This is a genomic window from Pseudoduganella lurida, assembly GCF_007830455.1.
Taxonomy (GTDB): Bacteria; Pseudomonadota; Gammaproteobacteria; order Burkholderiales; family Burkholderiaceae_D; genus Rugamonas; species Rugamonas lurida.
In genome coordinates this window covers 218,198-244,587 of record NZ_VLLB01000005.1, presented here as the reverse complement: position 1 = coordinate 244,587, position 26,390 = coordinate 218,198, and the positions used below count along the sequence as shown (strand labels likewise).

Below are 26,390 nucleotides of genomic sequence, written 5' to 3'. Positions count from 1 at the left end.
GCGATGGCGGGCGGTATGGCAGATCGGATCAGTGACGGCGCGAACCCAGCAGCTTCGACACGGCGAAGCCGGCGGCCAGGGCGACCAGCACGGACGTGGCCGGGCTGTTGCGCACGTAGCCGCGGCCCGTTTCGGCGATCTTCTGGTAGGCCACGTTCAGGTCGGCGGCCTTCTGGCTCAGGCGGCCGGACACATCGTTGGCGGTGTCGGTGACCTTGTCGACGGTTTCATGGGCCTTGTCCACCAGGCGGTCGGCAGCGGCCGGCACCTTGTCGGCCAGCTTCTCGACGGTGCTGTGCACCTTGTCGACGGCGCCGGGCACCTTGTCGGCGATCTTGTCGACGGTGCTGTGCACCTTGTCGGCAGCGGCCGGGACTTTCTCGGCGGCTTTGTCGACGGCGGCGTGCGCGGTGGCAGCGGCCTTGTCGGCAGCCGGCTGGACCTTGTCCGCGACTTTGTCGGCGGCCTTGTCGATGGAGTTGTGGGCGTCGTTGCGGGTACCGTTGCCGATCGGGGTGACGGTGCCGGTTGCGTTCGTGTTCTGTTTGTCGTTGTCCATGATCGGATCCTCTGTGTTGGTGAATGAAGGCTTGCGTGAACAACAATAGACCCCGGACCGCCCCTTCACAGTGCGGCACTTAACAATGTGTTACGCGACCGTGGAATCAATCTGCGCGCCCGCCGTGCGCACGGCGGGCGCCGCCGAGGCGCGCTTTGTGGCAAGGTGGGGTTTTGCTCCGAGGTGCGCCATGTTCCCGATCTCGTCCGTTTCCGAACCGTCCGGCATGTCGCCGCTCTTCAATATGGGCAGCGTGAGCGCGGCACGGGCCGAGCAGGCCGTGGCGCCCAGTTCGGACGTGGCCGTGTCGTCGCTGGGCCAGTTCATGGGCACGCTGGCCCTGTCGCAGAAACGGCTGGGCGAGCTGGCGGCGGCCGCCGGCGGGCGCGATCCGCGTGCCGACCTCGATGAATTGGGCACCGCGGCCGGCGAACTGGTCGAAGCGTTCAATGTGGGCCGGGCGATCGATACGCTCACCTCGCCCTCCTCGCAACCGATGACGGCCTCGGCGCTGGCCAATGGCCTGTCACAGGCGTTCGACGGCCAGCGTACGGCGCTCGCGCAGATCGGCATCGACCTCTCCCCTTCCCTGCTGGCCGATGCCGGCGACATCCTGTCGGTGGACAGCGAACGGCTGCTGGCCGCGTTCCAGACGGACCGCCAGGGCACGCTGGACACGCTGACGCGCGCGGCGGGCAGCTTCGACGCGGCGGGCGGTGCGCTGGCGCAGCAACAGGAGATCGCGGGGCAAGGCGGCAGTACCCTGCAGACGCCGCAGACCAGCGGCCTGCCGCCCAGCGCGATCAGCGACGCCGCATTGCAGAACGCGCTGCGCGACAGCAGCACCGTGCAGGCCAGCCAGCAGAACGCCACCAGCGCTGCCGACAACGACCAGGGCACGGCCGGATCGCCGGAAGCGCCGCTGATCGCCGGCTCCGGCACGCCGGCCGCCTTCGTCAACAACCAGGCCGCCGAGCTGACGGCCGCGCAGGCCCGCAACAGCGCCAGCGGCGCCATCGGCCCGGCCAATGACAATGGTGCCGGCAACCTCAATGTCAACGAACAGGATCCCGGCACGCGCACGGCCTCGCAGACGGAAGCGGCCACGCAGGCGGTGCGCGACCAGGTGCAGCCGCCGGCGCAGAACCTCACCAATGCACCGGGCGCCGCGGCCGTGAACACGGTGCAGACGCCGCCGGCCGCCACCACCTCCATCGACCAGGCCAACGCCGACGCGCGCGCGCAGCAGCTGGCCCTGGAACGCGCCGCCACCAACCGGGCAGCGCTCGAAGCCAGCGCCCAGGCGCTGCGCGACCAGACGGCGCTGACGGAACGCCTGGCCGCCGACCGCCAGCTGCAGGCGCAGCGCGACGACGCAATCCGTACCGAGCAGGCCCGCATCGATGCGCAGCGCCTGGCGGCCCAGGAGAGCGCCGTCAGCCAGGCCGCACTGACACAGCAGGCACGCCAGGCCAACGAACGGCTGTCGATCGCGCGCGAAACCGCCAATGCCCAGCTGGCTGCGCAACAGGACACGGTAACGCAGGACCAGCGGCTGCAGGAAGCGCGCGCCGCCGCGGCCCGCCAGCTGGACACCACCCGGGAAGAAGACGCCGCCGCGCAGCAGCTGGCGGACCGTTTCGATGCCGCGCGCAGGAGCGACCAGAACATCATCGACCAGAACACCGCGGACCAGCGCACCGTCCAACAGCAGCAGGCGCTCACGCAGGCCGACCGCGTGGCGCAGGACCAGCTGCTGGCGGCCCGCCGCACGGCCAGCGGGCAACTGGCGGCGAACCAGGAAGAAGCGCTGCTGGACCAGCGGCTGCAGCAGGCGCGCCGCGCGGCGATGCAGCTCGCCGTCGAACAGCAGGCCACCACGGCGCAGCGCAATGCCGAGCTGGCGGAAGCGGAGACGGGACGCCAGCAGGATGCCCTGCGTGCCCTGCAGGAACAGGCCACGGCACGGGCGGAAGCCACGCTGGAGCAGCAGCGCACGGCACTGCGCACCCAGCAGGCCGCAGCGGCCGCGGGCTTCGGTACCACGGCCGGCGCGACGACGGCCACGGGTCTGGCGAACGAACAGGCGGCCGCCGGCGCCGCGGCCGATGCGCAGATCGCCGCCAGCGCGGCCACGGCGGGCAATGCCGCGGTGGCCGCCGATGCGGCCGCGGCGGCGCAGGCATCGCTCACCACCCCGGCCAATCCGGCGGCCGGCACCACGGCAGGCGGCACGCCAACGGCCACGGGCACCACGGCCAACGGCCTGCCGGCCGGGACGGAACCGGCAACCGCAGCGGCACCGGCACCCGGTTCTGCCGGAACGCCCGGCGCCGCCCCACCGCCACCGAATTCGGCCGATCCTGCCATCGCGGCAGCCATCGCGGCGCAGCACCTGGCCGGCGGCATTGCCGGTGGCGGTGGCGGCGGCGGCGGTGGGGCGGCGCCGCGCGAGGAACTCAATCCGGCGGTACGGCCGGTCGTGCGCACGGGGACGGTGCCGCCGGTGTAATGGGGGAAATCACGGTCCGGCGGCGGCAGCTCAGGGACCGGCGGCGGCATCCCGGGGACCCGCGGCGGCAGCCGCAAGCGCCGCCGCCACTTCCGGATCGGTGCACGGGCCCGCCCACGCGCGCCCGCCGCATGGCTGCGGGTTCAGGGCGTCTTCACGGCTCATCGTCACGGCTCGACTTCACGGCTGGTCTTCAAGGTTCGTCATCAAGGTTCGTCATCAAGGTTCGTCATCACTGTCATCCCCTTGTCCAGGGCGATTTCCTGCGAGCTGGCCGCCTTGGCATTCCATCCCGCGTGGCCTCGCCCTGCCCCGGAATGGTCTTGGCGTCCCGGAGCGGGCAGCGGCAGCATTCGGCGCAAGCATGCGATCAACAGCATCCGCCGTACTGAAACGAAGACAACTTTCGTTGGCTTACGGCAACAATATGGTCAGTTGATACCCGCACGCGTCAAAAACTGTCGACATCTTTCGCCGGGCCCATTAAAGTCGAGCGCCCCCGCCGGACTTTGCGGCGATGTTCAGGACAACTTATAGCCCGCGCGGCATTCCGGATCCGTTCCGGCATGCCGGGCGGGCGCCACTCAAGACGCACATGCCGAGCCCTCATCCCGCCCACCGCTGGGCCATTCCCCTGTTGCTTGCCGCCCTGGCCGGCAGCGCGCACGCGCAGCAGCCGGCCGCGTCGCCGACCGGTGTCGAGGCAGAGGAAGACGGCAGCACGGATGGCACCAGCAGCTGGGCGGTGTCGGGCTTCGGCACGCTGGGCGCCGCCCACAGCACGTCGCGCGATGCCGACTACAACACCTCGGTGCTGAAACGGTCGGGCGCCGGTGCCACGCGGTCCTGGAGCCCCGATGTCGACAGCCGCCTGGGCGCGCAGCTGGACGTGAAGCTGGACCGGCGCTGGTCGGCGGTGATCCAGCTGGTGAGCGAGCAGCGGCTCGAACACGGCTACCGCCCACAGGTCGAGTGGGCCAACGTGAAGTACCAGGCCACGCCGGACCTGGCACTGCGCATCGGCCGGATCGCGCTGCCGATGTTCCTGACCGCCGACTACCGCAAGGTGGGCTATGCCTACCCCTGGGTGCGCCCGCCCGTGGAAGGCTATGCGAGCCTGCCGCTGTCGAGCAGCGATGGCGTCGATGCCACGCTCCACTGGGAGTTCGGTCCGGTGCGCAATATCTCGCAGGTGTTCGTGGGCCACGACAAGGTGGCCGTGCCCGAGCCCCTGGAAGCGTATGGCCGCAAGCTGCTCGGCCTGTCCAACTCCAGCGACTGGGGCGCCCTCAACGTGCGGGTAAATATGATGCGCGGCGAGATCACGACCAATATCGGCAGCGGACTGTTCGCCATCCTCGACCGGTTCGGCCCGGCGGGCCAGGCGCTGACGTCGCGCTACGCGGTCGACCACAAGCAGGCCACCCTGCTCAACGTGGGCGTCAACTACGATCCCGGCAACTGGTTCGTGATGGGCGAGGTGGGCCACCTCACCACCCATTCGCTGCTGGGCGAGATCAGCAACGCCTATCTGTCCGCCGGCTGGCGCTGGCATGCGCTCACCCCGTATGCCACCGTGTCGGGCGTGCGTCCCGCCGGCTCGACCGCGGATGCCGGCCTGCCGCTGGCCGGGCTGCCGCCCGTGCTGGCCGCGCAGACGGCGGCGCTCAACGCCGGCCTGCGCAGCCTGCTGCAGGCGGCGCCGCACCAGACCTCCACCGCCATCGGCGTGCGCTGGGATGCCTACAACAATGTCGCCTTCAAGCTGCAGCTGGACCGGGTCAAGCCGCTGGCCGGCTCGCGCGGCACGCTGATCAACACGACACCGGCCTTCCGCCAGGGCCGCGCCTTCCAGGTCGGCAGTGTCACCGTCGATTTCGTTTACTAGGATGCGCATGCTCAAGCCTTCAGCCTGTCTGCGCGCAGCCTTCCTGCTCGGCGCCGTCGCGGCTGCCGTTCCCGCCGCCGCGTTCGACCTGGTGGTCATCGTGTCGTCCACCAGTCCCGTGACGACGCTGCGTGCCGACCAGGCCGCCGCGATCTTCCTGGGCCAGACCACGCGCCTGCCGGACGGCACCGAAGCGGCGCCCCTCGACCAGACCATCGGTTCGCCGCTGCGCGACCAGTTCTACCTGCGCCTCACCAACAAGAACCGGGCCCTGGTCAAGGCGCACTGGTCGAAGCTGGTGTTCACCGGCCGCGGCCAGCCGCCCGCCGAACTGCCCGATGGTGCCGCCATCCGGCGCCGCGTGGCCGGCGACCCGGCGGCCATCGGCTACATCGACAGCAGCCTGCTCGACCCGAGCGTGCGCGCGGTCCTGGTGGTGCAGTGACACCCGGCAGCCGGTTCGGCCGCTTCGCGCGCACGCTCGAGACGTACGTCGCGCTGCCGCTGTTCGCGCTGCTGTCGCTGGCCGCGATCTGGATCGCCACGCTGCATTTCGTGGACGTGGAGCGCGAGGCGGCCCGCAATGCGGCCAGCGATGCGACGCGCGAGCAGCTCGACACCTACGAAGCGCAGATGGTGCGCAGCCTGACCGCGATCGACCAGACGCTGAAGGTGGTGGCCTATTCGGTGCAGATGAACGGCCCGCGCGCCGCCCTGCCCGCGCTGCGCACGCAGGGCCTGCTGCCGCCCGGCCTGCTGTTCCAGGTGAGCGTGAGCGACCGCGACGGCCGCATCGTCGACAGCAATCCACCCACCCCGGCACCCGATATTTCGCAGGAAGCCTATTTCACCGCGCATGCGACCGGCAAGGCGGGAGCGTCCTTCGTCAGTGCGCCGATCCACGCCGTGGCCGGACAGGAGGCCCTGCTGTATTTCACGCGCGGCATCAAGGACGGCAGCGGCCGGTTTGCCGGCGTGGCCATCGTCGCCGTCGATCCGGCGTACTTCACCAGCGCCTACGAACGTTCGCGCGCCGGCGAACGGGGACTGCTCGCGCTGGTGGGCGACGACGGCACGGCACGCTCGGTGCGCATCGGCGACAAGGTGTCGGCCGGCGGGCGCTTCGCGATCGATGGACTGGACGTGCTGACGCCGCGTGCGACGGCACCGGACGGCGTGGTGCGCTACGGCGGCGCGCACCGCCTGCATGGCTTCCCGCTCACGGCGGTGGTGGGCCTGGCCGCCGACGAGCAGATGGCCGCGTTCGAACAGCATCGCAGGACCTACATCCTGGCGGCTTCGGCGGCCAGCGCGCTGCTGCTGGTGGTCGTGGCACTGATCAGCGCCTGGTCCTGGCAGCTCGCCAAGGCCCGCCGGCGGGAGCGGCGCGCGCAGGAGACCTACCAGGCCGCATCGGAAGCCAGCCTGGATGCCGTGTTCGTGCTGCGCGGCGTGGCCGGCCACGACGGGCACGCCGCGGACTTCCTGGTGGAGGACAGCAACCGGCGCGCCGAGCTGCTCACCGGCGTGCCGAAAGCCGCCCAGCGGGGCCGGCCGCTCGTGGAACTGCTGCCCTATTCACGCACGAACGGCATGTACGACGAACTGGCCCGCGTGGTGACGGGCAAGGTGGCGGTGGAAACGGAATGGCAGGCCGGCAGCGGACCGAACACGGGCCGCTGGCTGCAGCGCCAGATCGTGCCGGTCCAGGATGGCGCGGTGCTGATGGTGCGCGATATCACGGAGCGCAAGCAGGCCGAGGAAAGCGCACGGCACATGGCCCAGCACGACGAGCTGACAGGCCTGCCGAACCGCAGCCTGATCCGCGAGCGCCTCGACGCGGCCGTGCACGAGGCGCAGCGGGGCGGCACGCACCTGGCGCTGGCCTTCATCGACCTGGACGGCTTCAAGGCGGTCAACGACAGCCTGGGCCACCAGGCCGGCGACGTGCTGCTGCAGGTGATCGGCCAGCGCATGCAGGCCTGCCTGGGCCCGGGCCAGACGCTGGGCCGGCTGGGCGGCGACGAATTCGTGATCCTGCTGCCCGATGTGGCGGACAGCGTGGCAGACAGCGTGCCGGCCATCGGCCCGCTGCTCGAACGCGTCCTGTCGGCCGTGGCGGAGCCGGTGCAGATCGGCGACCAGGCCGCCTCGGTCGGCTGCAGCATGGGCGTGGCGGTCTACCCGCGCGACGGCGACGATCCGCGCACGCTGATGACGAACGCCGACGCCGCCATGTACCACGCCAAGGAGCTGGGCAAGCACAACTTCCAGTTCTACCAGCCCGGCATGAATGCCGCCGTGGCGGACTAGCCGCGCCCTGCTCCTTCCCTGCATGCCGCAGGGCTGGCGGCCGGGACGAAAACGTGGATAATCCACGCTACTCGACCATGACGGGAGCAGTCCATGAACAATCAGAAGAACCAGCACCATTGCCTGCGCACCGTGCTCGCGGGCCTCGGCGCCATTGCGCTGGCATCGTCAACACTGGCATCGTCCGCGCTGGCGCAGGAGACGGTGGTGAAGATCGGCCACAGCGGCCCGCTGTCCGGCGCGCAGGCGTTTTCGGGCAAGGACAACGAAAACGGCGCGCGTCTCGCGCTGGAAGATCTGAACGCGAAGCCGGTCACGGTCGGCGGCAAGAAGATCAGGTTCGAACTGGTGTCCGAGGACGACCAGGGCGACCCGAAAGCCGGCGTGGCCGTGGCGCAGAAGCTGGCCGACGGCGGCGTCAAGTACGTGGTCGGGCCGTACAACTCCGGCGTGGCGATCCCGTCTTCCCGCGTGTATGCGGGCAGTGGCGTGGTCGTGGCCAGCGTGGCCTCGAATCCGAAGCTCACGCAACAGGGCTATAAAAACCTGTTCCGCGTGAACGCCAGCGATACGCAGCTGGGATCGAAGATGGCGCTGTACGCGGCCAGGGAACTGAAGCTCAAGACGGTGGCCGTGATCGACGACCGCACCGCCTTCGGCCAGGGACTGGCGGCGGAATTCAAGAAGAGCGCCCGCGCGGCCGGCATGAACGTCGTCGCGCACGAGTACACGACCGACAAGGCCGTGGACTTCACCGCCATCCTCACCACGCTGAAATCGAAGAACGTGGAAGCCATCTTCTTCGGCGGCTATGCGCCGCAGGGCGGCCCGATGGCACGCCAGATCCGCCAGCTGGGCATCAACGCCAAGCTGCTGGGCGGCGACACCATCTGCACGTCCGAAATGGGCAAGCTGGGTGGCGATGCGGTCGGCGCCAACGTGCTGTGCTCGCAGGGCGGCGCGCTGCTCGACAAGGCCGCCAGCGGCCCGGCCTTCAAGGCCAGGTTCAAGAAGCGCTTCAACGCCGAGCCGGACGTCTACGCCGCCTCCTACTACGACGCCGCCAACCTGTTCGCCCAGGCGATGCAGAAGACGAACTCGCTCGACCCCGCCAAGGTGGGCGCTGCCATCTCCGCCGGCACCTACCAGGGCGTCGCCGGCACCTACGCCTTCGACGCGAAGGGCGACATGAAATCCTCGCCGGTCACGATTTTCTCCTTCAAGGGCGGGCAGCCGGTGGCCATCACCAGCTACTGATACGCCCCACGGTCCAGCCCGTGTCCGATTTTGGGGTCAGGAAGGAGAGCTGCCTTGCAAGGCAGCTCCGTTGCGCAGGCGCGAAATATATTTCGCGAATTCCCTGCTCCACCCCCAAGGTGGACACGGGCTCGGCCTTAGATCACCGGGCTGCGTAGTAGCGCGCGAGGTCGGCGACTTCCTGGTCGGTGAGGTGGCGGGCGGCGTTGCGCATCTGGGCGTTGACGTCGTTGTGGCGGGTGCCGTTGCGGAAGGCGAGCAGCTGCTGGTGCAGATAGGATTCCGGCAGGCCGTCCAGCCACGGCGAGGCGGGCTTGCGGATCTCGACCGCGTGGCAGGAAGCGCAGGCGCCCACGTTGCGCAGCGGGTCGCCGTGGCGCACCAGGCGCGGCGTGGACTGGTCGATCGGATCGGCCAGCCGTTCGCGCGGCAGGTAGGCGTAGTAGGCGGCGAGGTCGCGCATGTCGGCGTCGGACAGCTCTTCGACCAGGGGACGCATGATGGCGCTGGCGCGGTGGCCGGACCGGTAGTCGCGCAGCTGCTTGTAGGTGGCGGCGGCCGGCTGTCCGGCCAGGTGCGGCGAACCGGCCGGGCTCATGCCGCGCGCGCCGTGGCACATCGTGCAGCGCATCGCCAGCGTGGCGCCGCGGCCGATCGACGCACCGTCCGCCGGCGCCATCATCTGCGCCATCACGATCACGCCGGTGGAGCGCTGCGCCGTGTCGATGTCGAGGCCGGGACCCGTGTACGGCACCGGCACGCCAGCCGCGCGGCAGATCGATTCCCACATGCCGGCCAGCGCATCGCGCGCATGGGCACGCGGCATCCACACGAAACCGATCAGCGCAGCGACGAGGGCGATCGCCAGCACCGCCAGCACGCTGCCGGTGAACCAGCGGTTCTTCAGCGAGAAGGTCCGTTCGCTCATGGGGGCCCTCCCGACGGGACCCCATCCCCGCACCAGCCACGTCCGGAAGGGAACGTCCTCATGGCGGCCCTCCCGACGGCACCCTGCCCGAGCGCCAGCTATTCCGAAAAGAGAATGCGCTCATGGCGGTCCGCCGATCGGCACCGCCGGCACGGACGTCTGCGGCAGCAGCATGAGCTGGCTGATGGGGTACCCGTAGTTGACGACCGACAGCCCGATCATCAGCGCCAGCCAGATGCCGTAGCCGTTCAGCGCGGCCGGCGTGTGCTCGGCATGCGCGCTCCGGCTGAACGTGAATTCGGGCAGCGTGACGGTGGCGCCGCGATGGCCGCGCGCCAGCACCAGCAGGAACAGCAGCCCGGAGACGACCAGCAGCAGCCCGCCGAGGAAGGTGATGATGACCGTGATGGCCTGCGGCGCGATGGCCGGATCGGCGTAGTCGAAATACGCCATCCGCCGCGGCATGCCGAGGATGCCGACCACGTGCCACGGGAAGGTGAGCACGATCATCCCCACGAACCACAGCCACAGCTGCCAGCGGATTGCACGGCCGTTTTCCAGTTCGCGGCCCGTCAGGTGCGGCCACAGGTCGTAGGCGACGGCGAAATACATGATGACGATCGCGCCGCCAAAGATCAGGTGGAAGTGCCCCGTGATCCACTGCGTGTTGTGGATGGCGAAGTCGAGCTGGTAGCTCATGTTGATCAGGCCACCGGCGCCGCCGAAGCCCAGCAGCACGAAGGAGAACGCCAGCGCCAGCATCATCGGGTTGTGCCACGGCAGCCGCTTCACCCAGCCGACCAGTCCCGTGCCGCCCCGCAGCCGTCCGGCGATTTCCACGGACGCGGTGATGGTAAAGATCGTCAGCAGCGTCGGCACCGCCACCATGCCCGTGAAGACGGCATGCAGGAACTTCACGCCGGACCCCACCTGCGGATCCTGGAACAGGTGGTGCACGCCGATCGGCATCGAGAACACCAGGAACAGCACGAACGACAGCCGCGCCATCGTGTCGCTGTACAGCCGCCCGCCGATCGCGCGCGGTACCAGCGTGTAGAAGGCGATATAGGCCGGCATCAGCCAGAAATAGACGATGGCATGCAGCGTCCACGAGAAGAACACGCGCGCCAGGCCCGCATCGATCGTGTGCCGCCAGCCCAGCGCCACCGGCAGGATCTGGAACAGGATCTCGATGGCGGCGCCCAGCGACGTCCACGCCCACAGATAGGCCCCGGCCAAGTTGGCGAACATCGGCAGCGGCACCACCGCGCCGGGATGGGCCTTGCGCCACACACGCAGGTTCACCGCCATCAGCGCCACCCAGATCCACGAACCGGCCACCACCAGCACCACGCCGATGTAGTAGAACGGATTGCCCACCAGCGGCGGATAGAACGTGTACAGCACCGACGCCAGTCCCATCGACACGGGCACCATCGCCGTGACGGTGCCCAGCACGACGAGGGCAAAACCGGCCCAGGCCCAGCGCCGTCCGACGAGCGGCTGCTTCAGCGACAGCGCCACGATCGCATGGCCGAAGCCCATTGCCACCAGCGTGGGAAACACATAGCCCATCGCCGTGCCATGTGCCGTGACGGAGCGGTAGTACAGCTCCGGATTGCCGATCCAGTCGCGCAGCGGGCTGCGGACGTACATCTGCCACTCGCCCAGCAGCAGCGCGACGAAGAAGGCGATGAACGCGACCCAGAAGTGCCACAGCACCAGGCGGCGCGACGACAACAGCGGATCGGTGCGCGCGTCGGCGGGCAACCCCGTTCGCGGCCCGACAGCGGGATCAAGGTCCGACACAGCTGGCCCTCCCGCCCTGCAGCGCCGCCGCGAACGCCGCCGGCTCCACCACCCGCACCTTCGCCCACATGGCCGCGTGGCCGATGCCGCAGAACTCGTGGCACGGCATCAGGAACTCGCCGCCCCGCTGGAAGCGCGTGGCGAACTGCGACACATAGCCCGGCGCCAGCATCATGTTGACGTTGGTTCCGGCCACCGAGAAGCCATGCACGACATCGGAACTGGTGGCGCGGATGCGCACCGGCGTGTCGCGCGGCACCAGCACGCACTGCGGCGTGAACGCATACTGGCTCGCCAGCAGCCGCACGGTGACGGCGCCATCCGCCTCGCGCGCCGTGCCCAGGTTGGCCTCGACGAATTCGCCGGACAGGTGCAGCGTGGCCGGATCGATGGTCTCCATGCGCGCCGGCGGCATGGTTGCCCAGTGCAGGCTCATATATGCCAGCATCCCCGTCAGGAACAGGATGATGGCGCCCGTGACCACCGCCCAGCGGCGCTCGGCGCCCACCGCCATGGCGTGGCCGTCCATCTCAGGCCCCTCCCCGTGCGAGGAACACGAACAGGTAGAACGCCAGCCACAGGGCCAGCACGATGGCGACGGCAGCACCGGCCACGGCAAACGCGCCAGCTGGCCCGCGCGCGACGACGGCCTCCACGCGGGCCTGCTGGTCCGAAGACTCGTCCGGTTCGGTGAACATCTGCTCTCTCCTAGTCGACGGTGGCGGACCGCAGCGCGTTGACATCGCGCGGGCCGACAGCCCCGGCGCGATTGCCCCACGCGTTGCGGATGTAGGTGACGACGGCGGCGACCTGCGCATCGGTCAGCTCGTGCGCGAACGGCGGCATCCCGTACGGCATCGGGTTCCTGCGCGTGCCCGGCGGGTAGCCGCCATTGAGCACCATGCGCACCGGGTTGACGGCGGACGTCATGATGATCGACTGGTTGTTCGCCAGCGGCGGATAGTGCGGCGGCTTGCCCTTCCCCGCCGCGCCGTGGCAGCTGGCGCACTGTTGCGCGTACAGGCCACGGCCTTCGGCAAACAGCTGGCTCACGTCCGCGCGCTGCGGCGCATTGGCCGGTGACGGCTGCGCCGGCTGGTCCGCGGGCAGGCTTTTCAGGTACACCGCCATGGCGCGGATATCGGCATCGCTCAGGTGCTGCAGGCTGTTGTAGGTGACCTCCGCCATCGGCCCGTAGACGGTGCCGCGCTGCGACACGCCCGCCTGCAGCAGGTCGACGATATCGCGGATCTCCCAGGTACCGAGGCCTGCCTCTCGGTTCGACGTGAGCGAGGGCGCATACCAGTTCTGCATGGGGATCAGGCCGCCGCGGAACGCCTGTTCCTGCGACGAGCCGCCCAGTGCGTTGATCGGCGTGTGGCACATGGCGCAGTGGCCCAGCCCTTCGACCAGGTAGGCGCCGCGGTTCCATTCGGCCGACTGCCCCTTGTCCGGCCGGTACTCGCCTTCGCTGAAGAACAGCGTGCGCCAGCCGATCAGCAGGTTGCGGTTGTTGTAGGGGAAGCGCAGGTCGTGCTCGCGGGTGGCCAGCCGCACCGGCGGCACCGAGCGCAGGTAGGCGAAGAGCGCGTCGCAGTCGGCGCGCGTGACCTTCGTGTAGCTGGCGAACGGCATGGCCGGGTACAGCAGCTTGCCGTCCCGGCCGCGGCCCGTGTGCATCATCCTGTAGAAATCGTCCGCGCTCCAGCGGCCGATGCCGGTGGCCACGTCCGGCGTGATGTTCGGCGCGTACAGGGTGCCGAAGGGCGTGGGCATCGGCCGGTTGCCGGAGAAGATTTTCGCGCCGGGCTGCGTGTGGCAGGCGATGCAGTCGCCGGCCTGGGCGAGATAGCGGCCCCGCTCCAGCAGGGCCGCTGCCGGTGCCCGTGCCGCGGCCGGTGGGCGGGCCTGCGCGGCTGCGGGCATGGCCAACTGCGCCATCGGCCCGGCAAGCGAGGCGGCCAGCAGTACCGGCAAGGGCAGGCGGGAGGGTCGCAGCAGGTGCATGCCGCCTCCTAGCGTGCCTGGCTGCCGCAGCCCATCGGCAGCGCACCGCCCGTCTTCGCCGGCCGCACGCCGGGATCGACCGGCAAGGACGCGAGCCAGGCCGACACGGCCGCCACTTCCGGCTCCGTGAGGCTGGCCGCGATCACCTGCATGCAGTCCGGCGCAAGTGCCGTGCGCAGGCCGTAGCGCCACGCACCCAGCTGCGCGCTCACGTAATCGGCGCGCAGGCCAAGGAGGCCGGGAATGCCCGGTTCGCGTCCGCCCAGGCCTGCGCCGTGGCAGCTGGCGCAGGCCGGGATCTTCCGCGCCGGGATGCCCTGCGTGACGATGCGGCGCCCGTCCACCAGCTGCTGCGCGGGACGATCGACGGCCGGCTGCGCCAGCGGCGGCGGATCGAGCCGCGCGAAGTGCTGCGCCATCTGCATCAGGTAGGGATCGGGCAGGTAGGCCAGCAGGTAATTCATCGGCACGTACTTGCGGCGGCCATCGCGGAAGGCCACCAGCTGGTTGTACAGGTAGCCGGCGGGCTTGCCGGCCAGGCGGGGAAAGTACACGTTCTCGACCCCTCTCCCCTGCACGCCGTGGCAGCCGATGCAGGCGCGCACGCGCTCCTCCAACGTGTCCGGCGCACGTTCGGCGGCAGGCGCCTGCGCGCGCGCCTCAGGGGCGTTCAGCCAAGCTGTGGCAGGCAGCGTGGCCACCAGTACGACGCGGCAGACCCGCAACAGGACCGGGCGAACGGCTTCCACTGTGGCGACCTCCTGTCAGGCACGGGCGTGCTGGAACGCGAAGCGGACGACGATGAAATACCAAGGTAGCACGGCGTGGAATGGCAGTGCCTCTGCCATTGGGCAGGTGTGACGCTAATGTGACGCCGGCGCGACGCCGGCCGCGTCAGCTGGTGGTGCCGTTGCCGATGCGGCGCGGCGCGTGCACGCCCTGCCGGCCATGGAAGTCCAGCGCCCTGACGGTGTTGCGGCCGCCGTTCTTGGCGGCGTACAGCAACTGGTCGGCCAGCTCGATCAGTGCCTCCTGCGGGAAGCGCGCGGAAACGGTGGCGAAGTTGACGGCGGTGACGCCGAAGCTGGCCGTCACGCCCACGTGCTCGCCGGGCGCCACCTGCGTCGACATGGCCGACAGCGCCGCGCGCATGCGCTCGGCCAGGTGCATGCCGCCCGCCAGGTCCGTTTCCGGCAGCACCAGCAGGAACTCCTCGCCGCCGAAGCGGATCAGGCTGTCGACGTTCTCCCGGATCATCCCGCGCATCATGTTCGCGAACGCCACCAGCACCCGGTCACCGGCCGGATGGCCATAGTTGTCGTTGACGGACTTGAAGTAATCGATGTCGCACACGATCACGGCCAGGCTGAGGCGAAACCGGCGCGCCCGCGACAGCTCCATGTTCAGCAGTTCCTGCTGCAGGTAGCGGCGGTTGTGGCAGCCGGTGAGCGGATCGCGCTCGGACAGGTTCTTCAGCACCGACTGCACGCGGAATTCCTCGCGCCGGATCAGGCTGTAGCGGCGCGCGGCGATGCAGCCGAAGCCGTTGGCAAGTGTGAGCAGCATCGTCATCGTCAGCATCTCCTCGCCCTTCAGCCGGTCCAGGATCAGTGCGACGATGACGAACACGATGGTGGAGACGATCGCGATCGCGATCGCGTAGATCAGCCGGTTCGGGATGTACAGGTAGATGACGAGCACCATGATGGACATGGCCATCGCGTGCCACGGCAGTTCGGCCGGCCGGGACACGACCGCCAGGGCAAAGGCCAGCAGGCAGATGATCTCGGTCACGCTGGCCGTCAGGTAGGCCTTGCCGACCGAATGGGGATGCAGGTAGTTGACGACGCAGCCGGCGGCAGCGATGAAGAAAACCAGGATGCGGCACGCCACGAGCAGCATCGTCGTTTCGTTCCAGCCCAGCGACATCACATCCGTGATGCCGAACAGGACGAAGCACGAAGCGCAGAACATCACGGTCATTCGCAGCTGGGCCTTGCTCTGAGGAAGCAGGTGGTGGCTGAAGTGCGCCTCCACTGTCCTGTCCCTGAATTCCGCCGTCAGGGGAGAAATCGCGAAGGCCGCGTCGCTTACCGGAAATGACACCGCTCCTCCTGTACCAGGCCCCATGTCCAGGGCAATCGAGTATTGTAATTGATGCTACCCAATATTTATCTCACAGAAACTCACACTTCGAGACAGAATTTCGGCGAAAGTTGCGCGTACGCACGATTATTGGACGCAAAGGTCCACATCTTGACGACAACGCTGAAAAACGGCGGCGTTGGTGCCGGAACGAACGAAGGCGGTGCGCGCGCTGTTCGGCGCAAGTTCCATCGCTTGTGGGGCCCGGTTGGGAGGTGGTTTGATGTTCAGGCTGGACGAAAAAGCCGGCAACGCTGCCAGGTCGGGTGCCGGGAGATGTTGCTCAGCAGCCGGTATCGACAAGCGTTAATGCGGCAGGCGTGAACACGCCGCTTGCCAGCACTGCTTCCGAGTAGGTCACCCGGCAGGTCGACGCCGTGGCCGCGCTCTTCGGCGACACGTGCAGGTCACGGCCATTGACGGTGATGGTCCACTCCTCCGCGATCAGGCCGGCCGCCGTGGCAGTGGTGACCGCGGATGACGGGTAGCCGTTGACCATCGCCACGCTGGTGCCATCCATGTCCACCGCCGCGTTCTGGGAGCCAGAGATCAGCGATTTGCCACGTGCCATGGCGCTGACCGTCGCCAGCGCGCCGCGCGCCCCTTTGACAGCCGCCCGGCGCGCATCGCTGCCGAGGTTGACGAACTTCGGCAGCGCGGTGGCGGCCAGGATGCCGAGGATGACCAGGACGACGATTAGTTCGATTAGCGTGAAACCGCGTTGGGTGGGGGTTTGGCGAGGTCGAGGGAGGGGCATGAGATGGCGGGGGAGGCAATGCGTTTGCTGAGCTAGAAGGCTCTATGCGACAACGCTCAGTGTCAGCAGAATGGTTCCACGTTGCCGAGGACAAAGCTTCCTAAAGGAAAGAAGCATTTTACCGGGAATAGCAGTCAGAACACGCCAGGGCGTGAAATTTTGCAGTAGGAGACGACGTGGACGCCGTACAACTAGGCTCTTAGGAGGGCTGACCGGAATCCTACGGCAGAGTGCGCAAGGCGAGCTCATCCTTAAGATACCGGCAGGAGTACCGTCGAGATACGCTAAGTTACTGAGTTCGATTCACATTTTGCTCGTCGAGTTCGTTGTGCTGGTTCAAACAACTTCGTCGGATCTGGACGAGAATATCTTCAGCCACAATTTAATCGGCACTACAATCGCAAAGTTCGCTGGCACCCCCGCTAACGATACTGCATCGCACCTTTGCGCTATCGGGGCTTCCACTGCGGCCACACCTTGGCGTGCCGAGATAAGACCAGCAAAGTTAGGACGTTGCCATATTGGTCCGCAGAGATCTTCATTTCCCGTAGCATCCCGTCCTCTTCCGCCTTCGGCCACCAGACCGATAATGGCAACTGAATACCAGCGCGGTGATGGCGGACCGTAGCGTCGGCAGCCACCGATCCTGCGGGAATCTCTACAGGTCCCGCGCTGGCTTTGAAAAACGCGCCCACCTCGCGTGCCGATTCACTCGACCACGACCAATCGATAAAACCGTCGTTGTGCCGAATTAGCACAGCTTTCTCATCTGTGAAATCAATCCACTTCAGTGCCGCGGCAGTCAATGACACGCCATATCGGTCACTGCATCGACCTAGCAAATCGAAATCCACAGGCGCTGTGATTTGCTGACGATAGTCTCCCAGCGGCATCAACAGGTACGAGGCAAACTTGTCGGCCTGCACCTCGAGGTCCTTATCATCAGTCCTCCCGCTCAACATGTCCTTTTCGCCACATTCAAACGTCGGTCGGCGAACCCGATGTAACACATAGTGACCAAGCTCATGAGCCAGCGTGAAGCGAATTCGGCCGGGCGAGCCGAGCTTGCCGTTGTAGAGAATCATCCACTTGTCACGACGATCGTTGGCCATCAGAGCGCCTTCGAACGTTGGAACATCGGCCGGCTCCACTGCGACGATTGGATCAGGCCAACCAAACTGCTCCGCGATTGCTAACGCAATCTGTTCCACCGCGACTGGAAACGGCGAGGAATTGAACGCCGCGTGGAACGCTTCAATGAATTTATACAGTTGAATCGCCGCTCGTTGCGGACTTGACGTATCCAGACTCACGATCGTTTGAATGTCTCAAGAATCTTTCTCAGATGATCTTTGCCTTCAGCATTCAATTGCTGATAGCCACGAAAGAAGGCCTCGTCAAGGTGCTTTTCCTCTGGAGCCCGCACGTCTTCCTCCAGAAAGTAGGCCGTTGTCACACCTAGCACATCGCCCAATGCCGTCAGCTTCTCGGCTGAAGGACGTTGGGATTCCCGGTTTTCGAGCTCCCATAAATAGCTCTTGCTGAGCTTCGCTTGGGCAGCGAGTTGTTCGAGGGTCAGCTTTCGTTCCTTACGTAACGCGCGTAGCTTTTCTCCTAATTGGGTGGCCATAGACGGATTCCTCCAAGTTTAACATATCACCATTGTAACACTATTCCGAACTTTTTCTCTTGACACGTCGGAAGAAAAAAATGACACTAGGAACTACCGCAATTCCGAACTTTTTCTAATGCAATAACAGGAAAGGTGCTTTGGTATCGGTCAAGCGGTCCTCATTGCCCGTGACGGACCGAACGTAACTTCCAAACGACGAGGTAAGCTAGATGGAAACTAAACAACTTTCGCAACATCCTGGTGTGGGGGCGATTGAAGTCTGTGGTCTCGACTTGGTCCTTCGCCCGGTTGCTATCCACGATACGACTCCGACCGGTATGCAGATTGCAGAGGCCGCCGGCTACGCGCCCACTCCCCTTATCTCAGTGCTGCAATGGCTGATGCACGGACTCGAGGACGTACGGCCGACAGAGGTGGTCAACCTGCGTGATGGCCTTAATCGCTTCATCATTGCGGAAAGCGAAGCTACCTGGCGCCTGATCATCGATGGCATCCGCTTCGACTGGCCGTCGCCACGTATCCTGGTCTCGGTGTTACGTACGCTGGCCGCCGTTCCGACAACGAAGAGCATCTTTCTGACCGACCCCGACCAAGGCGAAATTTACCTTGCCGATGACACCGAACTCGACCTGACTGCCCCTGGGGTCGAGGCGTTGGTAACCCATGCGCCATCCTTCAAACTCAATGTGCAAGGGGTTCTGTTGTCTATCAATGCGCCCACGGTGGTGGTACGTAATGCACTGCAGTTGGCAGGCATTAGCACTGACCAAGGCTGGCACATTTTTCTGATCGTTCAAGATCAGGATAAACGCGAGGTGCAACTCGACGATGTCATCGACCTGACCACGCCTGGCATCGAGAAGTTACGCCTTACCCCCAAGGATGTCGACAACGGCGAAGCAAGTCCTTCGGCGGTCCGGCAGTTCAGGCTCCTGCCCTCTGACGAAACGTATCTCGACTCTAACCACCCGGAATGGATGGCGATTGTCGAAAACGGTCGTCAATGGCTGTTACTGCCCACGTACGATATGCCGACTGGATACCTGACCAGCGCTACTTCGTTGGCTGTGGAAGTGCCGCAGACGTACCCCATGACGCAACTCGATATGTTCTACGTGAACCCACCAGCCACTCTCGCCAGCGGCGCAACTATTCCAGCTACAGAGATGATGGAGACAATTCAGGGACTGCCGTATCAACGCTGGTCACGACACCGCGGCGGACGCTCGCAGTGGCGCCCCGGAATCGATAACGTGATAAGCCACCTCGCCCTGGTCGAAGCGGCGTTGCTCAAGGAGATACAGCAATGATGCCGTCATCCACACTGGTGCTTACAAAAGACCAGCATGAGCAACTGCATCGTCACTTGTTTCCCGGCGACGGTCTCGAAGCTGCAGCGATTCTCCTGTGCGCACAAGGGCCCGGGCCCCGACGTAGGCTGCTCGTTCGCAGCACCATGCTGGTTGCCCACGCTGATTGCATCCGAGAGGCGGACTTCCTCCGCTGGCCAGGAATGGCAATTGAAAACGCCATCGACGCTGCGAGCGCAGATGATTTGTGCCTGATATTGCTGCATTCCCACCCCGGTGGCTATCTTGCGTTCTCCCAGCAGGACAACCGTAGCGACCAAGCGACCATTCCCGCCATTTTCCAGGCACTTGGGTCATTGCACGGTACGGCCATCATGGTCCCCTCAGGCGAGATGCGCGCTCGAATATACGCGGCGGATATGCGGGCACGGGATGTTGAACTTGTCCAGGTCGCTGCCGACGACATTTATCTTTACTGGGCAGATGGCGCCTTCCGCGACCGGCCGATGGCTTTTGGCGCACAGGCGCGCAGCGAATTAAATCGCTTGAGCGTAGCAGTGATAGGCGCGTCTGGTACCGGATCCATTGTCATAGAGCAGGCTGCCCGATTGGGCTTCGGCCGGATTACCATGGTGGACTTCGACGAGGTTGAGACAAAAAACTTGAATCGAATCCTCAATAGCCGCTCTAAGGATGTGGGCGTATCCAAAGTGAAGGTACTCTCAGAGGCGATTGAGGCCTATCGTGGCAAAGATGTCGCCGTTACGATTCCAACCACGATTCTGAACCGCGACGCCGTGCTAGCAGTCAGTCAGGCAGATGTCATCCTGTGCTGCGTAGACACGAAAGAAGGGCGTCAGATCGCTGATCTGATTGCCTCGGCCTTTCTGATTCCGTTGTTCGACGTAGGCGTCAGCGTGCCAACCCGTCAGGCACCTAATGGCGTTGCAATCTTGGATGTGTACGCTCGTATCGACTACATTCGACCAGGCGGCCCCACTCTCAGAGATCGCGGTGTTTATTCACACGCGAGCTTACGCGCTGAAAGTCTCAAGCGCAGCGCGCCTCTTCAATATCAACAGGAACTTCTGGACGGCTATATTAAAGGCGTGCCGGAAGAAGCGCCGTCAGTGATCAGCCTGAACATGCGTGCGGCCTCTGATCTCATGCTCGAACTAATTGCACGCATACATCCCTTTCGGCACTACTCTAATAGCGAATGCGCTCGCCGTGAGCTAAGACTTGGGGCAGGTGAAGAAGAATTTTTTTCCGAAAATACTTTCACGCTTGGAGATAACTTCGTATTGGCGCGGGGGCTTCAAGAGCCTTTGATCGGCTTGCCGTCGCTGTCGGAGCCATTCGCAGCAAAACTGACCGAACCCACCTGCAGTGGTAATCTATGATCAAACTGTGGTGGCGCCGCCTCAAATCATATTGCGAAAATCGATATTACACGCGCCGAATAGAAATTTGCAATAGCGAAATCCTACCCGTTAAAATGCCAACACGCAATATAGTTTTGTTGCGAGAAGGAAACCAAGATTGGAGCGTTGGCTTTGCATGTCCGTGCGGTTGTTTTCGAACAATTGAATTACTTCTTATACCGGATGCAACACCGCACTGGGTTCTCACAATAAATAAAGAAAGGCCAACCCTATCGCCCTCTGTTTGGCTCAAAACAGGATGCCGGTCTCATTTTTGGGTCCGAGATGGGAAAATAATATGGTGCAAAAGTTGAGTAGAAGTATAGGAACCGCGAATGCGAAAAATATTCGATAAGCTTTTGCGGATTAGCTCCACGCTAAGAAATGCTACGCAACGCCGAAATGCATCATGAATCATTTATTTTTTCGAGACGACGTTGAAAGGCAATGCCTTGCTAGATACCAATGTATTTTCAATTTTATCATATTCCCATATAACAGCAGATTTCAAATAGCCTAAATTTTTATCTTTCGTTAGAGCCTCCTTCTTTGCACGACTGAGAACAATTTGAGCCCCTTGGCTGTGATCCCCCTTTATCCTACTCTCGGCTAATTCGATCACATCTTCAGCCCGCGGATCATTTGCCTCCTTAGCAGCTAGCACCCAAAAAGCCATGGCAAGCGCTTTTGAACTATTTTCTTTTTTTGAATCGAGTAGTTCGTAGGCACTTTGGTAAAAGTCATAGCCCTTATCGTGAACTCCGAGTCGGTAATAGTACAAACCTAGATTAGCCAGAGTATGTCCCGATACAACCCCGGTCTCAGCAATCTCCAGCTGAATAATATTTTGTAGCCGCTTTCCAACTTCCTCCATTTTGTTTTGCGCTGCCAGTGCGAATACCAAATTGTTTTCGCACTCTGTTTCATAAGGTCCTAGGAAAAGGGCGCGACGCATACAGTCTTCCGCAGTGGAGTACTTGCCAATGATCGATGCGGCATGTGAGGATGCCCTTAGAGGGCGACTGGAAAATGGCTCATCCTCAAACCAATTATGCGCAGCCGTTAGTGCTCCGGCGTAATCACCACGCTTTTCCAGATCGTAATACTGGGCTTCGGACGAGTATTTGTCGGTCAGCCATTCCGGCATAATGTTCATCTGTATAGAATGATGATTAACGAACCATACGGCTTGCGCTACTGCGTTGTCATTGGGCGATCGTAAGGCAACGTTGAAAGTTCTTTTGGCCTCCTTTGCATGTCCCTCTTCCATAAGCAAGGTGCCAAGCGCCGCTCCTAACTCTGCCAAGTGCATTGGGGCGAAGCGGCTGCCCTCCACCGTTCGCTGAGCTTTTTTAAATAGGGATGGAGATTTACCAAGGACAGTTTCGACAGCGACCAGCGCGGCCAGCAGCCAAGGATCTTCTTGGGTTCGTGCCGACTTCTGAAGAACGAATAGTGCACGGTCGGCCTGCTTAAGATGTGTGTAAAATCTTGCGGCCGATCTCAGTACGAATCGATTATTCGGCTCAAGCGCACATGCCATCATGATTGCTTCGCCCGCCTGTTCGTTCTGGCCCAAAATGGCATACATCCTCGCCATGTCTATCAATGCAATAGAATTACGAGGATTTATGGATAAATGCCTTTTCAGCCTAGCGATCTCCTTCTGTTGGAACTCCTTTTGCGGCATATATTCCGCAAAGAACGGTGTGCCAAGAACTAGACTGGCGACTGAGTGCAATTGCGCCGATACCCCATCCTGCTCTTGCAAGATGAACTTTGCAGGCTCGATGAGCTTTTCACGAAATTCCGGATCGTGTCCGTAATTGAGCAGGTCAGCAGCACCACCAAAATTAGGTGCGCTGTGCCATTGTTTGAGCTGCTCATCGAAATACGCCTTGACGTGTTGAGGGACAGGGGTATTCGCCGGAGCGGCAGGATTGACTGCGGTCGGCAGGCTTTCAGGTAGTCGCGATGATGTTGACGATGATCGCCAGCGTGGAATGACTTGGCGGGACCATTGATTATCCATTACTTGCTTTCTTTGCTTCGATGCGTTCGTATACTTCCGCCTGTCTGCTCATCCGGTCGAAAATTGACCGGTAACGATCTAGCCCAATCGGCGTTCCGCTCTGCATGCGCGCAGCAGGATGGCCGCGCTGTTCAGGATCAGGATGGCACAGCCGGAAATACGCCTCGAGCAGCTCAGCACGTATACGCGCCTCGCTAGGTAGCGAATTGGTCAACTGTTCGGTCGCATCAGTATGCGCCCTCACGAGAAAGGGTAACACGTCTCTATACGTACCTTGCCATGCTTTGGGTTGATACGCTTGAGGCAAATTGAAAACCGTCAACGGCAATGCGCCCAGACCCGTGTACAGGAATGAAATCAGACTCCCGAGGAGGTAAGCATCGCTGCCAATTTTACCGTTGACGAACGAGGTTGGCACTTCGCCATAGTGATATTCAGGCGGCGCATAGCTATAGTCGCCTGGGTAATCAAGGGCATCCGTCGGGGCTACAAAACGCTTAGTCCTGCAACGGCCAAGGTCCCCGAGCTTGAAGTCAGATTTCGCATTAAATTCAAGCACATTGGAGGGCTTGAGATCCTGGTGTGCGATATCATTGCTGTGCAGTTGAACGAGCGCCACCGCTGACTTGTGCAGCACACGCAGTTTCCAAGAACTCGCTTTATCGCCGCCGGTAGCGATTGCACGGCGGATATCCCCGTCTGCCCACTCAAATACGAGGTAATAAATCGTTGTCATCGGATTAGCTTGAGGAGATGCATCGAACTGCCCTGACTCAAGCAGGGTAATAATGCCACTTAAACGAGCATCAGAACAAAACTGCAGCACATCTCGTTCGAATAAGTACTGGTTTATGGCCTCTCCCATTGCCCCGATACCTCTGACAAATGCATTTTGGATGTCCATAGCTTTCAAAAATGCTATCTTGCCCTCCTTGGTGACTTGATAACCAGTCGAGAAATTTCCCCCGCTCATCCCTACATAAGTTCCTAGTTGACCAATGACAGTCCAGCCGTTGATGACTTTACCGTGTAACATTTCTGCAGCCGTCGCCATTCTTATTCCTTACATATTGGTCTGATTATGCTCGTTGGCCTACTCAATGAGCTGTTAACTATGAATTACATCCGAAGATCTAAATTTCTTCAAATATATTGCATTATAGAAATATTTCATCCTACTTAGATTCTTCATATCGCAACTACGCTCTAAGTATTTTGTTAAAACTGCCTATTGTCAATAAGATGCATCGCTAGAACGACGAGTTTAGGCGGAGGAAACTGGCATCTCGAACGCTAAGCAGCGGACCTTGACAAAGATGAGAAAAACTGCCCTGGCTTTCTACCTGCGTGACGATAATATGAAGTATTGATTCAAAAGTAGCATGCACAGGCACGTCAGCTCCAACTACCAAAAGACTCGACGGCCGGAGTGCCTGTCAAACGTTGCAAAAGTCTGGCGCTTGAGCTTGATCTTCTATTCACTTCTGCTACCACTGTTTGGTACACATTTCCTACAGGCGCCAAGGAGTCGCTAAGCGGGTTCCAATGCTGCTCGTCCCAATATCCGCATCGAACAGCCTTCGTATCTGTACTCCTGAGAGTGAGCATGCCATGTAGGTGCCTCTGCAGAAACTGTCGGCGTTTGCCTAGCACGTCTCACTGCGATGGGTTCGAAGCTGCCCAGCGACGACACACTCAACCGAGGTGATGTCCCATCGACCCCAGCCTAATGCCAGGCCTGTCAAACAACGCCAGCCCGGCGAAAAAAGCAGGCGCTCAACCGTCGCCTTGCCGCCAGAGAATTCTTCTGGACCTAAGGGTTTGCGATCGGAAAGGCCGGGCCATATTGGGGGCCGACAATTGCCTTAAATCGTACAAACGTCCCGTGACAGAGTCGCGCTACAGGTATTCGCGGGCTTTGCCGAAGCGGTATTTTCAAGGACATAAGTCTGGGCGATCAGATCGAATTCGGCAAGCGCAGCATGGATCGGGAGCGGCAAAGTCGGGTTCTGGATCGACATGTTGGCCATCAAATAACGTCGCTAGGTTAGCACAGCTGAGTTCGCCCGCGCTGCGTGTTGCAGCTGCCGCAATTTATACGTGCGCGCTTATCTCTGCAATAGCTACAACCGCGATTTTCATCGCTTTTGCAAGACCGCTACTCACTTAGTACTTCCCCAAGCGGAACAAGCTAAATCCCCTAAGGACGAAGGCAGCGTATCACCCGTCTACTAAGACGCCGAAAGGCGCCGTTCAGCAACCGCAGGTTGCGTGATGTGTGAGACAGCCTAATGGGGTTGTGGGGTGTCCCCGCACATCCAATTGTTGTCTTACATTAAGGTTTTAAGTTCCTACCGGCATTTTTAAGTTGCCCCATCCGATTTTAGAGACGAATTCAGTGATAAACACATACAGGATAACGAACAACCAGAAACGGTTCGACTGACGAAGTGCGAACGTCGGGTAGACGAACGTGGAAAAACCGCCAACAAACCGCCAACGAGCTCTTCCATGGGGTCGAATTAGGTCCATGCAGCAACTGCTGACATCCCTTCGCAAAGCGCTACCGCCTAATTCTTCAATGTTTTAGTCCAGGGTCCTCCAGCATTGTCCAACCCGAAAAAGCCACCTTTCGTGCCTGAGCGCGCTCAAGGCAGCGTCATCCCTGCAACCTACAGTGAGGCTGCAATCAGGAGCACCCATGAGCCATGTCGACGAATTCCTGAAACGCGATAAGAAGGGGCACGGCAAGCTAGCGCCCTGGCTGGACGACATCGTCAAGCTGCGTAAAAAAGGTGCGTCCTACCGAGCGGTTTGCCGCTACCTCGCCGAATGCGGCGTGACCGCGACGCCGGCCGAAGTTCACGCCTATATGCACCGCTGCGGTCGCAACAAACTGACCATCGCCAGATCGCCAGCCCCCTCTCCGATATCCGATACGCCAGGAGCGTCGATTGGTCCCGACGGGCTGCCCGAATTCAAGTGGAATCCGCGGGCCGACCCTAACTCAAGTTGGTAGGAGATCACCATGAACTCAGACGCAAAACCAATCCACATCACCTTGCAGGGCAAGGGCGGTGTTGGCAAATCCCTCGCCGCCACGTTGTTGGCCCAATACCTGGTCGACAAAGGCGTGCAGGTCGATTGCTATGACACGGATCCTGTCAACGACACCTTCAGCCAGTACGCCGCCCTGAACGTGGCGCGTTGCGAAATTCTCCGCACTGCCAGCGACATCAACCCGCGTGTGTTCGATGGCCTGATCAAGGCGCTACTGGGAAGCGATCGCGTCACGGTCATCGACAACGGCGCGGCGACGTTCGTCCCACTGATGGCCTACATGGTCGAAAACCGGGTGGTGGAGCTGCTGCAGGCATCGGCCCGTCCGGTGATCCTGCATTCGGTCCTGGCTGGCGGTCAGGCATTCGCGGATACCTGTCACGGACTCGAGACGCTGTTGTCGGCCTACGATGCGCCGGCGGTCGTTTGGGTCAACGAATATTTCGGCCCGGTTGAACGTGAAGGACGGTCGTTCGAGCAGTCGCAGCTCTACGCGAATCACGCCGAACGGATCAGGGGCATCGTCAGGATCGGCAGGGGAAATGCCGACACGTTCGCCAAAGACCTGGAGCTCATGCTGGTGCGGAAGATGACATTCAAGGAAGCCTTGGAATCGGAGGACTTTCACATCATGCCGCGGCAGCGCCTGAAGATGACAAGGGATGCGATCTTCCAGCAGCTGGACCGAATCGACATGTAAGCCCTGCCCCACTCGTCAAGCGCAGACGCTGGACATCAGTGCCTGCGGACGCCTTC

At 62.8% G+C, this 26,390-nt stretch carries 24 protein-coding genes; 10 read left to right on the top strand and 14 right to left on the bottom strand.

Features of this window, described 5'->3' with window-relative positions; translation table 11 throughout:
- Positions 1 to 28: 28 nt before the first annotated feature.
- Complete coding sequence (locus IP91_RS15855; protein ID WP_145650048.1) at positions 29 to 559, bottom strand: ElaB/YgaM/YqjD family protein; 531 nt, start codon at positions 557 to 559, stop codon at positions 29 to 31.
- 190 nt (positions 560 to 749) lie between these two features.
- Here IP91_RS15855 and IP91_RS15850 point away from each other — a divergent pair, with 190 nt between their 5' ends.
- Complete coding sequence (locus IP91_RS15850) at positions 750 to 3,071, top strand: coiled-coil domain-containing protein (RefSeq protein ID WP_145650047.1); 2,322 nt, start codon at positions 750 to 752, stop codon at positions 3,069 to 3,071.
- A gap of 30 nt (positions 3,072 to 3,101) precedes the next feature.
- Here the strand turns inward: IP91_RS15850 and IP91_RS26640 are convergent, their stop codons facing one another.
- The gene (locus tag IP91_RS26640; protein WP_259772462.1) at positions 3,102 to 3,236 is read right to left on the bottom strand and encodes a hypothetical protein; all 135 of its coding nucleotides are present in this window, start codon (positions 3,234 to 3,236) and stop codon (positions 3,102 to 3,104) included.
- Positions 3,237 to 3,666: 430 nt separating this feature from the next.
- On the opposite strand from IP91_RS26640, the gene IP91_RS15845 reads away from it, so the two are divergent.
- From IP91_RS15845 to IP91_RS15830, 4 genes are all read left to right on the top strand, one after another.
- Positions 3,667 to 4,959, top strand: coding sequence for a hypothetical protein (locus IP91_RS15845; protein ID WP_145650046.1), 1,293 nt, complete (start codon positions 3,667 to 3,669; stop codon positions 4,957 to 4,959).
- A 7-nt stretch (positions 4,960 to 4,966) separates the two neighbouring features.
- A complete protein-coding gene (locus IP91_RS15840) occupies positions 4,967 to 5,404 on the top strand; it encodes a type 2 periplasmic-binding domain-containing protein (RefSeq protein WP_145650045.1) in 438 nt (145 codons plus the stop codon).
- On the top strand, positions 5,401 to 7,272 hold the full coding sequence (locus tag IP91_RS15835) for a sensor domain-containing diguanylate cyclase (protein ID WP_145650044.1): 1,872 nt from the start codon (positions 5,401 to 5,403) through the stop codon (positions 7,270 to 7,272). The genes IP91_RS15840 and IP91_RS15835 overlap by 4 nt, the downstream gene beginning before the upstream one ends.
- 93 nt (positions 7,273 to 7,365) lie before the next feature.
- Entirely contained in the window at positions 7,366 to 8,529 is a 1,164-nt protein-coding gene (locus tag IP91_RS15830) for a branched-chain amino acid ABC transporter substrate-binding protein (RefSeq protein WP_145650043.1), read from the top strand.
- Positions 8,530 to 8,671: 142 nt separating this feature from the next.
- Here IP91_RS15830 and IP91_RS15825 read toward each other — a convergent pair whose 3' ends face one another.
- From IP91_RS15825 to IP91_RS15785, 10 genes are all read right to left on the bottom strand, one after another.
- The gene (locus IP91_RS15825) at positions 8,672 to 9,457 is read right to left on the bottom strand and encodes a c-type cytochrome (protein ID WP_145650042.1); all 786 of its coding nucleotides are present in this window, start codon (positions 9,455 to 9,457) and stop codon (positions 8,672 to 8,674) included.
- 120 nt (positions 9,458 to 9,577) lie between these two features.
- Positions 9,578 to 11,200 (bottom strand): cbb3-type cytochrome c oxidase subunit I, encoded by a 1,623-nt coding sequence (locus IP91_RS15820; RefSeq protein ID WP_145650258.1) that lies wholly within the window; start codon positions 11,198 to 11,200, stop codon positions 9,578 to 9,580.
- Positions 11,201 to 11,252: 52 nt separating this feature from the next.
- Entirely contained in the window at positions 11,253 to 11,795 is a 543-nt protein-coding gene (locus tag IP91_RS15815) for a cupredoxin domain-containing protein (protein ID WP_145650041.1), read from the bottom strand.
- 1 nt (position 11,796) lies between these two features.
- Positions 11,797 to 11,964 carry a hypothetical protein gene (locus IP91_RS26255; RefSeq protein ID WP_199754612.1) on the bottom strand — a complete coding sequence of 56 codons (168 nt, stop codon included), beginning with the start codon at positions 11,962 to 11,964 and terminating at the stop codon, positions 11,797 to 11,799.
- 10 nt (positions 11,965 to 11,974) lie between these two features.
- Positions 11,975 to 13,273 (bottom strand): c-type cytochrome, encoded by a 1,299-nt coding sequence (locus tag IP91_RS15810; RefSeq protein WP_371860625.1) that lies wholly within the window; start codon positions 13,271 to 13,273, stop codon positions 11,975 to 11,977.
- An 8-nt stretch (positions 13,274 to 13,281) separates the two neighbouring features.
- Positions 13,282 to 14,022 carry a c-type cytochrome gene (locus IP91_RS15805; RefSeq protein ID WP_503826404.1) on the bottom strand — a complete coding sequence of 247 codons (741 nt, stop codon included), beginning with the start codon at positions 14,020 to 14,022 and terminating at the stop codon, positions 13,282 to 13,284.
- 145 nt (positions 14,023 to 14,167) lie between these two features.
- Positions 14,168 to 15,379 (bottom strand): GGDEF domain-containing protein, encoded by a 1,212-nt coding sequence (locus IP91_RS15800; RefSeq protein ID WP_229474507.1) that lies wholly within the window; start codon positions 15,377 to 15,379, stop codon positions 14,168 to 14,170.
- Between the two features lie 322 nt (positions 15,380 to 15,701).
- A complete protein-coding gene (locus tag IP91_RS26705) occupies positions 15,702 to 16,175 on the bottom strand; it encodes a prepilin-type N-terminal cleavage/methylation domain-containing protein (protein ID WP_145650039.1) in 474 nt (157 codons plus the stop codon).
- Positions 16,176 to 16,624: 449 nt separating this feature from the next.
- Positions 16,625 to 17,488, bottom strand: a complete 864-nt coding sequence (locus IP91_RS15790) for an ImmA/IrrE family metallo-endopeptidase (RefSeq protein WP_229474505.1) — start codon at positions 17,486 to 17,488, stop codon at positions 16,625 to 16,627.
- Positions 17,485 to 17,805, bottom strand: a complete 321-nt coding sequence (locus IP91_RS15785) for a helix-turn-helix domain-containing protein (RefSeq protein ID WP_145650038.1) — start codon at positions 17,803 to 17,805, stop codon at positions 17,485 to 17,487. Before IP91_RS15785 ends, IP91_RS15790 begins: the two co-directional genes overlap by 4 nt.
- Positions 17,806 to 18,017: 212 nt before the next feature.
- Here IP91_RS15785 and IP91_RS15780 point away from each other — a divergent pair, with 212 nt between their 5' ends.
- The 3 genes from IP91_RS15780 to IP91_RS26455 are packed head-to-tail and all read left to right on the top strand — an operon-like array spanning position 18,018 to position 20,856.
- Positions 18,018 to 19,118 (top strand): multiubiquitin domain-containing protein, encoded by a 1,101-nt coding sequence (locus tag IP91_RS15780; RefSeq protein WP_145650037.1) that lies wholly within the window; start codon positions 18,018 to 18,020, stop codon positions 19,116 to 19,118.
- Positions 19,115 to 20,521, top strand: coding sequence for a ThiF family adenylyltransferase (locus tag IP91_RS15775; RefSeq protein WP_145650036.1), 1,407 nt, complete (start codon positions 19,115 to 19,117; stop codon positions 20,519 to 20,521). The genes IP91_RS15780 and IP91_RS15775 overlap by 4 nt, the downstream gene beginning before the upstream one ends.
- Positions 20,518 to 20,856, top strand: a complete 339-nt coding sequence (locus IP91_RS26455) for a ubiquitination-like system serine protease family protein (RefSeq protein ID WP_145650035.1) — start codon at positions 20,518 to 20,520, stop codon at positions 20,854 to 20,856. The genes IP91_RS15775 and IP91_RS26455 overlap by 4 nt, the downstream gene beginning before the upstream one ends.
- A 104-nt stretch (positions 20,857 to 20,960) precedes the next feature.
- Here IP91_RS26455 and IP91_RS15765 read toward each other — a convergent pair whose 3' ends face one another.
- Together IP91_RS15765 and IP91_RS15760 are read right to left on the bottom strand one after the other, a co-directional pair.
- The gene (locus tag IP91_RS15765; protein ID WP_145650034.1) at positions 20,961 to 22,574 is read right to left on the bottom strand and encodes a tetratricopeptide repeat protein; all 1,614 of its coding nucleotides are present in this window, start codon (positions 22,572 to 22,574) and stop codon (positions 20,961 to 20,963) included.
- A complete protein-coding gene (locus tag IP91_RS15760; RefSeq protein WP_145650033.1) occupies positions 22,567 to 23,628 on the bottom strand; it encodes a protein kinase domain-containing protein in 1,062 nt (353 codons plus the stop codon). The genes IP91_RS15765 and IP91_RS15760 overlap by 8 nt, the downstream gene beginning before the upstream one ends.
- A gap of 1,647 nt (positions 23,629 to 25,275) precedes the next feature.
- Here IP91_RS15760 and IP91_RS15755 point away from each other — a divergent pair.
- Together IP91_RS15755 and IP91_RS15750 are read left to right on the top strand one after the other, a co-directional pair.
- Positions 25,276 to 25,593 carry a hypothetical protein gene (locus IP91_RS15755; protein ID WP_145650032.1) on the top strand — a complete coding sequence of 106 codons (318 nt, stop codon included), beginning with the start codon at positions 25,276 to 25,278 and terminating at the stop codon, positions 25,591 to 25,593.
- A 9-nt stretch (positions 25,594 to 25,602) separates the two neighbouring features.
- A complete protein-coding gene (locus IP91_RS15750) occupies positions 25,603 to 26,334 on the top strand; it encodes a nucleotide-binding protein (protein ID WP_145650031.1) in 732 nt (243 codons plus the stop codon).
- The last annotated feature ends 56 nt before the right edge of the window (positions 26,335 to 26,390 follow it).